Annotated in this window: 4 protein-coding genes; 1 reads left to right on the plus strand and 3 read right to left on the minus strand. The window is 62.6% G+C overall.

From position 1 onward, the window contains the following. The first annotated feature begins 145 nt into the window (after positions 1-145). The gene (locus tag ACRRSD_RS27180; protein ID WP_435036346.1) at positions 146-12640 is read left to right on the plus strand and encodes a filamentous haemagglutinin family protein; all 12495 of its coding nucleotides are present in this window, start codon (positions 146-148) and stop codon (positions 12638-12640) included. A gap of 47 nt (positions 12641-12687) precedes the next feature. Here ACRRSD_RS27180 and ACRRSD_RS27185 read toward each other — a convergent pair whose 3' ends face one another. The 3 genes from ACRRSD_RS27185 to ACRRSD_RS27195 form a co-directional block, all read right to left on the minus strand. Then, on the minus strand, positions 12688-13029 hold the full coding sequence (locus ACRRSD_RS27185; protein ID WP_122600330.1) for a type II toxin-antitoxin system RelE/ParE family toxin: 342 nt from the start codon (positions 13027-13029) through the stop codon (positions 12688-12690). Then, entirely contained in the window at positions 12962-13156 is a 195-nt protein-coding gene (gene relB, locus ACRRSD_RS27190) for a type II toxin-antitoxin system RelB family antitoxin (protein WP_007918192.1), read from the minus strand. Before relB ends, ACRRSD_RS27185 begins: the two co-directional genes overlap by 68 nt. Before the next feature lie 255 nt (positions 13157-13411). Next, positions 13412-14359 carry a SphA family protein gene (locus ACRRSD_RS27195; protein WP_435036347.1) on the minus strand — a complete coding sequence of 316 codons (948 nt, stop codon included), beginning with the start codon at positions 14357-14359 and terminating at the stop codon, positions 13412-13414. Between the last annotated feature and the right edge of the window lie 30 nt (positions 14360-14389).

Below are 14389 nucleotides of genomic sequence, written 5' to 3' on the forward strand. Positions count from 1 at the left end.
CCATTTTTTTTGGCCGATTTACACCTCAATCATGAAGTTTGTGTGACATCCGTTCGGTCGTGGCCCTCGCCAACAGCCTATGTCGTAACAGCAGGTTTTTGCTGGCCTGCAGCTTCGTGTGGCAATCAAAAAGGATCTCGTAGTGATGCTCGCTCGCCCATCCCGTCGCAATATCCCTGGCCAGACTTTCAGGCGTGACGTTGCCGATCCGGCGCTGTGGTTGCTCAAGCCCCTGGCGCACGCGGTGGCATTGTGTCTGGTAGCCGGCAGTGCCGAGGCGGCGACCGCGTTCAGCTCTGGCTGGTTCGCGGCCAAGGGCGCTGCGCAACAAGCCGCGGCCGCCCGGCCCGGTGCGGCTGGTTTGCCGGGGATGACGCCACCCTTGGCGCAGCAGCAAAAAGCCAACCAGCAACTGCAACGCTCGTTGCAGACCCTCAACAACACCGTGGCGGCCATTGCCGCACAGCAGGCGGCTCAGGCTGCCGGGCGCGCGGTGGCCCTGGGCAGTCTGCAGACCGTTCCGGACGGGCTGGGCGAGGGCGGCCTCAAGGTCGACAACAGCCTGACTCAGGGTTGGCTGAACGCCAAAGGCCCGCAGCAGACGCAAGCCGATGGCAAGATCAACGTGAAGATCGAGCAGACGGCCGACAAGGCCATTCTCAACTGGGAGACCTTCAACGTCGGGCGAAATACCACAGTCGAATTTGCTCAGCAGTCGAATTGGGCCGTGCTCAACCGTGTCAACGATCCGAACGCACGCGCCAGTCAGATCCAGGGCCAGATCAAGGGCGACGGCACGGTGATGCTGATCAACCGCAACGGCATCGTGTTCAGCGGCAGCAGCCAGGTCAACGTGCGCAACCTGGTGGCCGCCGCTGCCAATATCACCGACATCCAGTTCCGGGATCGTGGTCTGTATTTCGACAGCAACGGCAGCCAGCCGACGTTCACCGATGCCGCCGGCAAGGTGCTGGTGGAGCGCGGTGCGCTGATTGAAACCCACAAGCCCGCCGTCTCGACCGACGCCGGTGGCTATACGCTGTTGCTCGGCAAAGACGTTGTCAATGACGGCACCCTCAACACCGCCAAAGGCCAGACCGTGCTGGGTGCCGGTGATCGTTTTTACATCCGCAAAGGCTCAGGCACAGAAGGCAACACGTTTTCGACAACCTTTGGCAACGAAGTCACGCCCGGCTTCAAGGCTGGCGAGAGTGGCGGCCGGGTCAGCAACAGCGGGTTGATTCAGGCTGCCACGGGTGACATCACCCTGACCGGGCATGAGGTGGAGCAGGGCGGCGTGTTGCTGAGCAGCACCTCGGTCGCCACTCGCGGGACCATTCACCTGCTCAATCCGGCGAGTGACACGAGCGGCAGCGTGACCCTGGCGCCCGGCAGTGTCACGGCGGTCATGCTCGACAGCAGCGACCTGACGGCGCTGGACAGTCAGCATCAGGCCGCCCTGAGCGGGGTCAACCTCAATAACAGGATTCGTGGCGATCAGTCGCGTATCGATCTTCAGAGCGGCGGCAGTGTCGAATTCCAGAACGGTTCGATCACCCTGGCCACCGGGGGGCAGGTCGCTGTCACCGCGCAGCGTCGCAGCCTGGTTGGCGAAGGCGCGGTGATCGACGTTGCCGGCGCTGTCGGCGTCAAGGTGGCGATGGAATCGAACAACATCAAGATCAACGTGCAGGGCAACGAGCAGCGCGATGCGTCGGTCAATCGCGAGAGCGGCGCGCTCAACAGTAACGATGTCTGGGTCGATGTGCGTGAACTGGTCTACGTGCCGGCCGGCACCAATGGCTATGCGACGGACCGTTGGTACACCGCGGGTGGCCTGCTGGAAGTCGGCGGTTATCTGGGCACCCAGGGGCATGGCATCGGCGAGTGGATGGCGCAGGGCGGCACAGTGAGTTTTGCCGGCAAAGACGTGGTCACGCGTAAAGGATCATTGATCAACCTGTCCGGCGGCACCCTCGATGTGCAAAGCGGCGAGATTCGACAGAGCTGGCTGCGCGGTGCAGACGGTCGCCTTTATGAAGTCTCGCGTGCCCCGGGGGATCAGCTCTACAACGGTTTGTACAAGGGCTACGAGGATCACAGTGAGCGGTGGGGCCAGACCCGCACGTTCTATAACCCGCTGATTGCACCGTCCAGTCGTACAGAGTCGGGTTACACCGTGGGTCGCGATGCCGGGCAACTGGTGGTCAGCACTGGAAACGCGGTGCTGGACGGGCAACTGCTGGGTGAGGTTTTCCAGGGTGAACGACAGACTCAGACGCCGCGTGCGGTCATCGACGGTTATGAGCAGAGCCAGACTGCGCTGGCACGGCGCGCGCAGTTGATTGTCGGCAGTTATCTGCCGAGCTATCAGGCGGCGTCCGGCGGATTGCGCTACACCCTCAATCCGCTGCTGGATCAGGTTCTGATCGGCGGCGAACGGCGGGACGAGGAATTCACCGGGGATCTGAACGGCGCCGTCGCGCAAGACCGTCAGGGCAAGTTGTTTCTCGACGCCGGCCAGCTCAATGGCTTTGATCTCGGCGCACTGAAGATTTCGGCGCTTGAGCGGATTGAAGTCAACGACGCGCTCAAGGTAGACACCGGGGGTGACATCACGCTGTACGCACCGGATGTCCGTGTTGCGGCCGACATGACGGCGCGCGGCGGCAGTCTGAATCTGGGCAACGTGCTGAACCAACTGCGCAGCAGCACCCTTGACGACATGCTGATTGCTGCACCGGCGGGTGAACCGGTGCAGGTGACAATCGCCAGGGATGTACGCCTCGACACCCGTGGTCTCTGGAGCAATCTGCGTACCGATCCGGACGATGTGGCAAGTCTCGGATACCTGAACGGAGGCCGGGTCTCGATCCGCAGCAGTGGCGATATCGATGTGGCGACGGGCAGCTTGATCGATGTGTCGTCCGGTGGTGCGATTCTGGCCAATGGCAAGACCCGGGGCGGCAAGGGTGGCGACGTGAGTCTTGAGTCCAGCGCGATTTCTGCGCTGGGCGATTCGCATCTGACGATGGCCGGCGACATTCTCGGTCATGGCGTGACGGGCGGCGGTACGCTGGCTATTCAGGCCAACCGGGTGCGGATCGGTGCGTCCGCAGACACGCTGCCCGAACATGCCTTGCAGCTGACGCCCGAGTTGTTCGACAACGGTTTCTCTGCCTACCGGGTTACCGGTCTGAACGGTCTGGAGGTGACGGCGGGCACACAAATCGATGTGACGATGCCGGTCTACCGTTTTGCCGACACAACGCTGAATCCGGTCAGCGGGGTCGACCCGAGCCAGGCGATGGAGCGGTGGACACCCACGCTGTATCAGGAAGACCCGCTCAAGGGCGTACTCAGTCAGCGCGCCGGTGCGAGTCTGGCGCTGCAAGCCGGCTCGAGTGAACTCGACCGGTTCGACACCGCCAGCACCCTGACGCTGGGACGCGGATCGCGCATCACGGTCGATCCCGGACAACGGATCAATCTGCGCGGGACCGGGCAGATCACCCTGGAAGGCGAACTGCAGGCCTGGGGCGGAACCCTGGATATACGTCAGCAACAGTTCGGCTCGATCGACGTTGCCACTTCACAGCAACAAGCCGACAGCAAGGCGCACAACCGCTCGATCTGGATCGGCGAGCAGGCGCTGCTGGACGTCGCGGGGCGTGCCCACACGGCGGTCGATGCGTCGGGTCGGGTCTACGGTCAGGTCGACAAGGGCGGCAGCATTATCATCGGCGGCGAAATCGATCCCAAGCGTGCGACGGCGACGGCGGCCGATGCATTTCTGATTGTGCGCGAAGGCGCACGTCTGGATGCCTCCGGGACGCAGGCCGTGCTGGACATCTCCGGGCAGGGGCCGACCCGCGTTGCCTCGGATGGCGGACGTATCAGCCTGAGTTCGTATAACGGCCTGTGGATCAATGGTCAATTGCGCGCCGCTTCAGGTGGCAGCGGTGCTGCCGGCGGACGGCTGGAGGTAGCTCTGGAGACCCCGCTGTACGCTACGCAGAAGGCGGGTGCCGAGGTTCTGCGAGCTCGGGAAATCGTCATTGGTCACGGACCGGGCGATGCAGTGTTGCCCGTGGACCTCAAGCCCGGTGACGCCGCGAACACTCTTCGTTACGGCCATGCCCGCCTGAGCACCGATACGTTGATGTCGGGCGGATTCGACAATCTGAGCCTGTACAGCAACGGCCTCTTGTCATTTGACGGCGACGTCGACCTGCACATGAATCAGAGTCTGAATCTCTATGCGGGGGCCTTGTCCCTGGCGCAGACTTCCAGCGACTCGACGCGGGTCAATCTATCAGCGCCTTCGGTGCGGCTGTCCGGTGTGGGGACTTATTACGGTGTGGTGGGCACCATTCGTCCCCGGGTCCTGAACAGTCCGACTGCGCAAGTTTCGCCGGCGCAGTTCAACGTCAATGCCAACGTACTGGATATTGCCAACAGCCTGTCGTTCGGCGCGCAAGGGTCGATCTTGCAGAACAACGACGCCCCGGTTGAAGTCAGCCGTCGCGGCTTTGACCAGGTATCGCTGACCAGCACCGGGGACGTGCGGTTTCTTGCGCCCACCAGTGGCCAGGTGAAGTCAGAGTTGTGGACACCGGGGGACCTGAATCTGCGCGCCGCGCAGATCTACCCTGCGAGCGGGGTCTCGGCCGAAGTCCGGGTCGGCTATCAGAGTCAGAGTTCTCTCGCCGATACCCATCGGACATTGCGCATCACTGGCCAGGGGCCGGCGCCGACAGCGCTGCCGTACTCGGTGTTTGGCACGCTGGCGATGAGCGCCAGCCGGATCGATCAGGGCGGTGTTCTGCGTGCGCCTCTGGGCGTCATCAGTCTGGGTGATCTGCTGACCAAAACCCAGGAACTGCGCCTGCTGCCCGGGAGTACGACGTCGGTCAGTGCGGCCGGTCTGGTGATGCCTTATGGCGGCACCACCGACGGTATCGAATACCTTTACAACGGCGCGCCGATCATATTGAAAGGCATCAGTGGCGACAGCGCCGGGGTGAGCCTGCGCTCGCAGTACGTGGATGTGCAGTCCGGCGCGTTGATCGACCTGTCGGGCGGCGGAGATTTGCGCGGTGCCGGGTTTGTCTCCGGTCGCGGTGGCTCCACCGATGCGCGGTTCAGTCCACTGGTGCGTAATGCCAGCGATGGAACGTTCAGTCTGCCGGGGCTGGCCAGCAACCCGGTGTACGCCATTGTCCCGGGCGATCAGAGTGCCTACGCACCGATACTGGGGGAAGCGGGAGCGGTCGATCCGCGCATCGGTCAGCAGATCACCCTGGGCAGCGGCGTGCCAGGGTTGGCGGCAGGCACTTATACATTGTTGCCTTCCACCTTCACGTTGCTGCCGGGCGCGTTCCGGGTGGAAGTGAACGGCCAGGCCGCCCCGGGCGCCACCAACGGCGCGGTTGCAATGCGCAACGGCTCGTGGACAAGCAGTGCGCGGATGTCGATTGCCAATACCGGTGTGCGGGACAACCTCGCCAGCCAGGTCATCGTGACATCGGCGGATGTGTTGCGGCGTTACTCGCAATACAACGAAACCACACTGGAGCAGTTCATCGTCAGCGATGCGGCGCGCCGGGGTGTTCCGCGTGCTTTGGCGCCCATGGACGCCAAAGCGCTCAACCTGTTCGTCATTGCTGGGGGCAAGCAGGATACCGCGCTGGACTTCAACGGCCGGATCGCCTTCGCAGCCGCCAAGGGAGGCGTGGCCGGGACGGCGGTGATTCGTGGCGGCAGTGGCGACAGCTTTGAGATTCTCGCCACCGGGCAGTCAGCCACGAAAGGCTTTGCCGGCGTCTCGCTGAATGCCGATACGCTCAACCGGCTGGGCGCTTCTCGTCTGGCGATCGGTGCGACCCCGACGGTGAATTACGGCACGGCCGGTAACATCGTCAGTTTCACGGGCAGTACCTACAACATTACCTTGCGTGAAGGTGCGCTGCTTTCAGCACCCGAAGTGCTGCTCTGGACCAACAGTGGGGACGGTGCCATCACGGTCGAGGCCGGTGCCGGCATCAACTCTCTGGGACGCGGCGAGGTGCCGTACGACTCCTCGAGCGGTTTCGTCTATCAGCCCGGCGCCGCGAGTCTGCTGGTGGTGTCCAACGGCTGGACGAATGTGCTGGCGCCAGAGGTCAACGTCAGCACTGCGTCTGGCAGCATCCGCATCGGTACCTGCGATCGCCAGGCATGCGCCAATCCGGCGATGCTTTATTCGAATGGCAGCATTACGGCGGCCACCAACAATCAGTTCGAACTGGCCGAAGCGGTGCGTTTCGGCACCCGTCACCTGGCATTGGCTGTGGGTGCGGTCAACATCGGTACCACTGAAACACTGGCGGCGGTCGGTCGCCTGCCTGCCGGCCTGACGTTGAATCAGGGCGTGCTGGACCGGTTGCTGCGCGGCGATACTCAGTTTGCTGCGCCAGCCCTGGAAACGCTCAGCCTGACCACTCGCGACGCGTTCAACTTCTACGGCAGCGTCGCGCTGGACACTCTGGATCCTCAGACCGGGCGCAGCAGGTTGCAGAATCTGATGATCACGACCCCGGCCATCTACGGCCTGGGCGATACGAGCGACGTGGCGACCATCCGCACGGCCAACCTGATCTGGAACGGCACCACTCAGGCGCCCGGGGCCGTGGCCAGCGGCGGTGCGGGCACCGGGCACGGCACGCTGAATATCGAGGCTCAGCGCATCGATTTTGGCTACGGCCCTTATTCCCAACCCAACGGCCTGGATCAGAACGCTCGTCTTGCGCTGGGCTTTGCCAACGTCAACCTCAACGCCAGTGACCGCATTACCGCCAACCACAAGGGCAGCCTCGCGGTTTATGAAACGCAGGGGGCTTACGACCCGATCAAGGGTTATCTCTACAGCGGCGGCAACCTGAACCTGCGCACACCTCTGCTGACCGGGGAGGGCGGCTCGGTGAATGCGCTCAAGGCCGGCGGCAGTCTGGTATTGAGCGGGCCGACCGGGGTGGCGCCCGCCGATGCACTGGGTGCCGAACTGACGCTGGAGGGGCGTAATGTGGTGCTCGACGGCCGGATTGCGCTGGCCAGCGGCAAATTGCAGGTCAAGGCCGAGGGCGATCTGACCCTGACGAGCGGGGCTACCCTAGACTTGGCGGGCCGCACCCTGCCATTCAACGATATCAATCAGTACAGCTGGGGCGGCGACGTGGCGTTGTACAGCCGCGACGGCAATATTCGTCAGGCGGCCGGCTCGCGCATCGATCTGTCAGCGCAGAACAATCAGGCCGGCAATCTGAGCGTCGTGGCACTGTCAGACACCGCGGGCGAGGTCGATCTGCAAGGCGAGATCCGTGGCAGCAGTACAGGGCATTACGATGCCGGCGGCACGTGGGTACCCTACAAATCCGCTGGCGTGGACATACGCGCGCAACACCTGGGTGGAGCGCTGAATGAACAGTTTGCTGCGCTCAACCAACGCTTGAACGCCGGGCAAGTCTTCGGCAGTCGCAACTTCCAGTTCAAACAGGGCGACCTGGTGATCGGCGATGGCCTCAAGGCGGGCGAGGTCTCGGTATCGGTGGACAACGGCAGCCTGACGGTGAACGGCCTGGTCGATGCCAGCGGCGAACGTGTCGGCAATATTCGCCTGTCGGCCGCCCATGGCCTGAATGTGGCGGGCGGCGCGGTACTGGATGCTCACGGTCGGGTACTGCGGGTCGACAGTTACGGCAAGATTATCGACGCGCCCAACCGGGCCATGGTCGAGCTCAGCTCCGGCGATGGCCTGCTGACCCTCGCTCCCGGTGCACGGATTGACCTGCGCCATGGCACGGACGCGGCAGTCGGCACCCTGGCGGGTCAGAATGACGGTCGCCTGCGCGGCACACTGGAACTGAACGCACCGCGACTGGGCGCCGATGACATCGCCATCGATGCCCGTGGCGCGTTGATCATCCAGGGTGCGCGGTCCATTGGGCTCAATGCCGTGCGCCGCTATACCGATGCCGCCGACGGGGTAGATCCGGCGGCCAGCGGTCGGCCTTATCAAATCATCGACCAGTCTTACCTGAACCGCATCCACGGTGACAACGACCTGTTCATCAATGCAGCCTTGGGCAACGCTGATCTGTTGCAGCGCAAACTGGCAGGGTTGAACAATGCGGGGTATGCCGATGCCTTCCATTTGCGACCAGGTGTAGAGATTGCGAGTAAAACCGCCGACGGCGATCTGGTGGTGCAGGGCGATCTGGACTTGTCCGGCTATCGTTACGCCAGTCTCAACCCGAACACCGGCAAAACTTCGCTCTACGGTTCTGGCGAGGCGGGGAGCCTGGTGATTAGAGCCGGGGGGGACCTGGACATCTACGGCAGCATCAACGATGGTTTCGCGCCGCCACCGGAAACCGTGGACGATGCGGGATGGAAACTGCTGCCGGGCGTTCAGCCGTTTGGCGGCGATCTGATTGTGCCCGGGGCGGGCGTGACGCTGGCCGAGGGCACGTTGTTCCCGGCGGGCGTCAAGCTGAACTATGACTTGCCGATCCAGGCCGCCGTCCTCGCCAGCGGTACGCTGTTGCCCACCGAGGGCGTGCTCGCCGGCCCCTACACGTTGCCGGCCGGCACCGTGTTGAGCGCAGCCGTACACGATGCCTCCGGTAACCTGCTGTATGGCGCCGGAACGCTGCTCAATGACAGTGTGATATTGCCGGCCGGCAGCCGCCTGGGCGCCGGGACCCGACTCGCTCAGGCTACCGGGATGCAGGCCATGCTCTGGCCAAAAGGCGTGCCGCTGCCCAGTGTTCTGGATGACCAGCAGCGTTCGGTGGGGGCGAAGTTGAGTGGGTCGCTGGCGCTGCTGCGCGGCTCCCTGATTCCGTCCATGACCGATGTGGTGCTGGCTGCCGACACACCCTTTATCGAACTTCGTTCATTGAACGGTACACGCCAAGGCGCGAACTGGGCGATCGCGAGCATGTTGCCGTCGGGCAGCGCATCGTGGTCGATGCGGATGGTTGCGGGTGCCGACCTGGAAGCCGCTGACAGTCGTGTGGTGAAACCCGTCACCAGTGCCGGTGACTTACGGCTGGCAGACACTCACCTCGGGATTATCGTCACCGAGAAAAAGCTCGACAGCACCTGGTCGGCGGATAACCCGTTGGGGTATCCGGCGGGCAGCGTCGTCAGCGATGAGGACAGTTTCTGGTGCGATCTGATTCCCGGGGTCTGTCTCCCACCGGCCAAGTTCCTGTGGGCGGATGGCAACATGATGGGCATACCCGCCGGAACCCCGGTCAGTGACGACGATCTGTTCTGGTGCGACATCGATCCGGGGAACTGCCTGGCCAACAAGGGCGGGATAACCGCCAATCCCCACTCGCAGATGTTCAGCGTGCTGCGCACCGGTACTGGCGATCTGGATTTGATGGCTGCGGGCAATCTGCGCATGGACTCACCGTTCGGCGTTTATACGGCGGGCACTCAGTCCAGCGATGTCGATTCACGTTTCAACCAGGCCCGTGGCCGCTTGTCTGACGATGGATCGGTACTGGGCAGCGCCGGCAGTGCTTACGAAAAATGGGTCAATGGCGGTTCAGAAAGCCTGTATCAGGCGTGGTATCCGCAGATGGGCGGCAACCTGACGATCGGTGCCGGTGGCTCGGTGTCGGGGGACACGCTCGGGCGGCGCAGCTACGCAATGAACGCGCCACTGCGTGAACAGGTCCCCAGCGTTGCTGTGGGCAACTGGCTCTGGCGTCAGGGCGACGGAAAGGCGGATCTGCCTACGGCCTGGTGGATCAACTTCGGCAGCTACGCCACGCAGCCCTTGCCGGACCAGAGCACCGACACCGGGGCGTACCTGGTCGGGTTCACCGGCTTCGGCACGTTGGGCGGCGGCAATATCAGCCTGCGCGCTGGCGCGGATGCAGGCATGCTCAGGGCCATAGGCGATCAGTTGCTTAACCCCCGCAGTCAGGGACTGATCGTGGCAGTGGGCAGCACCGGCCGCGTTGGCGCTGACGGTAGCCTGCAGTTGACCGGCGGTGGCGACATGGACATTCGTCTTGGCGGCATGCTCAATCCGTCATTGCAGGCGAGGTCGGGGCAGAACGGCACGACACCGCCGCGACACGACCTTCAAGGCGCCCTGATCAATCTACGGGGTGCGGCACAGCTGACCGGCGCTGCTGCGGGTGCGATCAACCTGCAATATGGCGTCGAGCAATTCCAGCAGGACGCCCGGGAAACCAGAGCCTACGATTTGTTCAGTGCCAGCACCGGAGCGGCCGGCGGTGGCGTGGTCTTGATACCGGGTGATTCGGGGATGCGCATCAGCACACGCGGCGACCTGGTGATAGGGGGCGCGGCGGATCCGGGTCGGGTCAGGCTGCAGAACTCCACGCCGTTCACCACTGACAATGGCGAGGTCCATGCGGGTGGTGGACTGAGCGGCTTCTCGTTGTGGACCGGGCACACGGCCATCGATCTGTTTTCCGCCGGAGGCAATCTCACACCGAGCACACAGATGGCTGAAGTCATCACGACGTCGTCTCAAACCGTAAGCGGGATGAACAGCTCGCCGACTGATGGTCGCTTTGTATACCCCTCGATTCTTCGGGCCGTTGCAGCCCAGGGTTCCATCTATGTGGGACCGTCGGCCGCTTTCGGTGCATCAAGCAATCTGTTTCCGGCGGTGGGGTACTCGTTATTGCTGGCGCCTTCGACAAACGGGCAACTGTCGTTGCTGGCCGGTGACTCCATCTACGCCGGCGGTTATGCGATCAATCAGTCCGGCGCGAGCCCGGCAGCCATCGCGACCCCCTTTGCGCCTGCCTTCTCGGGATACGGAGCCAGCGCGAACGTGCCGTTGGTCAGCAACTACAGCCCCGATGGTGTGATCCCGAAGGGAAACCTGCGTTATCCGCTGTTTGCCTTTGGCGCCGACACCTTCTCGGGGTTGAGCGATGTACAGGGCCCGGCGCGTTTCTATGCCTTGACAGGTGATCTGGTCGGTTTACGCAGCGGCGAAACGCTGAGTTTTTCCCCGTCCGCTCGTACCTGGTATGAAGCGGCGGGGCCGGTGTGGATGATGGCCGGTCGCGATATCGTCGCGTCCGGTACTTTCCTGGGGCAGCCGACAATCGCGCCGAATGAGGAATTGGGCGGAACCCGACAAAACGTCAGTTCGACCGGCAACCTGTTCATTCACAACGACCCGCGGGATGTCTCGCGCGTATCTGCCGGGCGCGACATTCTCTACAGCAGCTTCGATATCGCCGGCCCGGGCCTTTTGGATGTCAATGCCGGGCGCAACATCCTGATGGAGAATCAGGCCGCTATTACCAGCCTCGGACCGATCACGGCGGGAGACCGCCGATCGGGGGCGAGCATCGTGTTGCAGGCCGGCGCAGGAGTACAGGGGCCGGACTACACGCGGTTCATTGCGCGTTACCTTAACGCGCAGAACCTGGCCGATCCGAACGCTTCCCTCAACGGGCAACCGGGCAAAGTGGTCAAGACCTACCTGGACGAGTTGCAGAGCTGGCTGACCCTCGGCTACGGCTTCAGCGGCAGCGAAGAACAGGCGCAAGCCCTCTTCGCCGCACTGCCGAGTACCGAACAGGCGATCTTCGCCCGCCAGGTGTACTTCGCCGAACTGCGTGCCGGCGGCCTCGAATACAACGACGTCGATGGCCCGCGCACTGGCAGTTATCTACGCGGTCGCAACGCGATTGCGGCGCTGTTCCCGACCAGCGATGTGGCGGGCAATTCGATCCGTTACGACGGCGACATCACGATGTACGGCGGGGCAGGGGTCAAGACCCTGTTCGGCGGCGACATCCAGATGCTCACGCCGGGCGGCGGTCAGGTGTTCGGCATCGAAGGTGCGGCACCGCCGTCCACCGCGGGGATCATCACTCAGGGCTCGGGCAATATTCAGCTCTATTCGCAGGGCAGCATTTTGCTCGGCCAGAGCCGGATCATGACCACCTTTGGTGGCTCGATCCTCGGTTGGTCGGCCGAGGGCGACATCAACGCCGGTCGCGGCTCGAAAACCACCGTGGTCTACACCCCGCCGAAACGGGTTTACGACACCTGGGGCAACGTCACACTGTCGCCGTCGGTGCCGAGCACCGGCGCCGGTATCGCCACGCTCAACCCGATCGCCGAAGTGGCCCCGGGCGACATCGACCTGATCGCGCCGCTGGGCACCATCGATGCCGGCGAGGCGGGGATTCGCGTGTCGGGCAACGTCAACATCGCCGCGCTGACGGTGGTCAATGCCGCCAACATTTCGGTGCAAGGCAAAGCGACGGGTGTGCCGGTGGTCTCTGCGGTGAATACCGGAGCGATCACTTCCGCCAGTTCCGCCGCATCGTCGGCGACGCAAGCAGCAGAGGACGTCGCGCGGCAGCAGCAAGCGGCTGCGCGACAGAATCAGGCCTCGGTGTTCACCGTGCAGGTGCTGAGCTTCGGCAACGAACAGCTTGCGCCTTCACGTGATGGCGCCAGCCGCACACCTGCGGCGGGCTACAACCCGAACAGCCCGGTGCAGGTGTTGGGCGCCGGGACGCTGGATGAACAGGCGAAACAGCAGTTGACTGAGGAGGAGCGCGGGCAACTGACGTTGTAAAAGACTCTCGTGCAGTACGTTTGGGCGGCCGGTTGGCCGCCTTTTTTTTATGTCGATGAAGTTGAAGGGTATTTTTGCCGGGCGTGAAGCACCCCCAGTATTCTGATGCGCCCATTCACTCGATAGACCAGCAGATAGTTCGGATGAATCACCATCTCACGAGTACCAGGCACTCGGCCAGGTCGGTAACCGTAAGGTATTGATGAAAGCCGTTGTGCTGCCGCACCAACCTTGTGTCTTAGCGAAATTGAAGCGTTGGTGTTGTGTTGCTCGATGTATTTGAAGATGTCAGCCAGTTGACGCGAGGACTTGCTGCTCCATTCAAGCAGCAGAGCGGCGCTTCCTGCGCATCTCTTCCAGCATCTGGTCGAGCATCGCCATAGCCTCATCATGGGGAATACCAGGACTAGGATCATCGAGTGCATGCTGTACCTCTGCACGAAACCAGCGATCGTAGCTCTCGGCCTCTTCTTCGGATTCGAAGTCAGAGTAAAACGGGGAAAGTAATATGCTCATAGTGATCTCCGTGATCAATCTCGGCAGTTTAAGGGGGGACATGGCCCATTGTCGTCACTGGCAGACGATGCACCCCATGAGCCCTTGAGGATCCATGGGATAACGGAGCCCAGTATCTGTAAGCGCACCCTTTAAATCTGCCAGACGTTTCCCCCTGTTGTCCGGTAATCTCGACCGCCGCTGTAGGCGTATTCCACCCATGCGGTTTTCAGGTTTTCAGGCTACAAATCCAGGTGCGCTTTCCTACAAATGCACTCAGAACGCATAGGGAATACTCACCTTCGCCCACAACATTTCCCCCTCCGGCCGGTTCTCCACATCAAATTCCTTGGCCCAGCGAATCTCCGCACTGGCGTACTTGAGAAACGTGAAGTGCAGCGCCGGGCCAATCGCGAACACCTTGCCGCGTACCCCGTCATCGACGTCCTGCCCGGCAAACTGCACGGTGCGGCCGAACTGTTTGTCGTCGGTGGTCTGCTTGAGGAAGTAGCCGTTGACGCCGAGCATCAAGTCGTCGGTGATCTTGTAGCTGGCCGAGTAATCGAAGTGGAAAATCTGCCCGGACTTGTAGTCGGTGTCCTTGTTCTTCTCGTTGAAGCTGTAGGTGGTCTTCATCGAGACTTCGGTGCGTTCAGTCGGCAGCCAGGTAAACGAGAACAACGGCTTGTAGGTGTAGAAATTGTTGCTGGTGTTGGCCAGCCGATCGACGCTGTATTCGCCGGTGGGCACGGTGACTTCCACGGCGGCGCCGAGGGTCAGGTGCTTGCCCATGTCCCACAGGATGATCGGCGCGATGGTGGTATCGCCCATGCCTTCGCGGGTGTCGCTCAAGCCGAACACCGAGACTTCTTGCTTCAGCCATGGCTGGGCGATGTAACCGGCCAGGCGTCCGCCGAACACGCGCACCGGGCTTAAATAATCGAGGCGCGGAATCACCGCAGTGGATTCGATCTCGACGTTCGGCACCTTGCCGCCCAGCGAGCTGATGTTGAGCTTTCGCGACTTGTAATGGTTGTAGTAGAGGTTGAACGCGACCATGTTCTCCGGGAGGCTGTCGACTTCCAGCGGCAGCATGAAGAAACCGTCGGTGCCGGTGCCGATGTTGTCGACCCCGGCTTCGGTGGCAAGGGCGGGCAACGTCAGGGTGCAACCCGCGATGAAAAGGGCGAGCGGCAAGAAGGATGTTGCACGGTTCTGGCTCATGACTGTCCTCATTATTATTGTGATTGGGAC

The organism is Pseudomonas neuropathica (assembly GCF_051174785.1).
GTDB lineage: Bacteria > Pseudomonadota > Gammaproteobacteria > Pseudomonadales > Pseudomonadaceae > Aquipseudomonas > Aquipseudomonas neuropathica_A.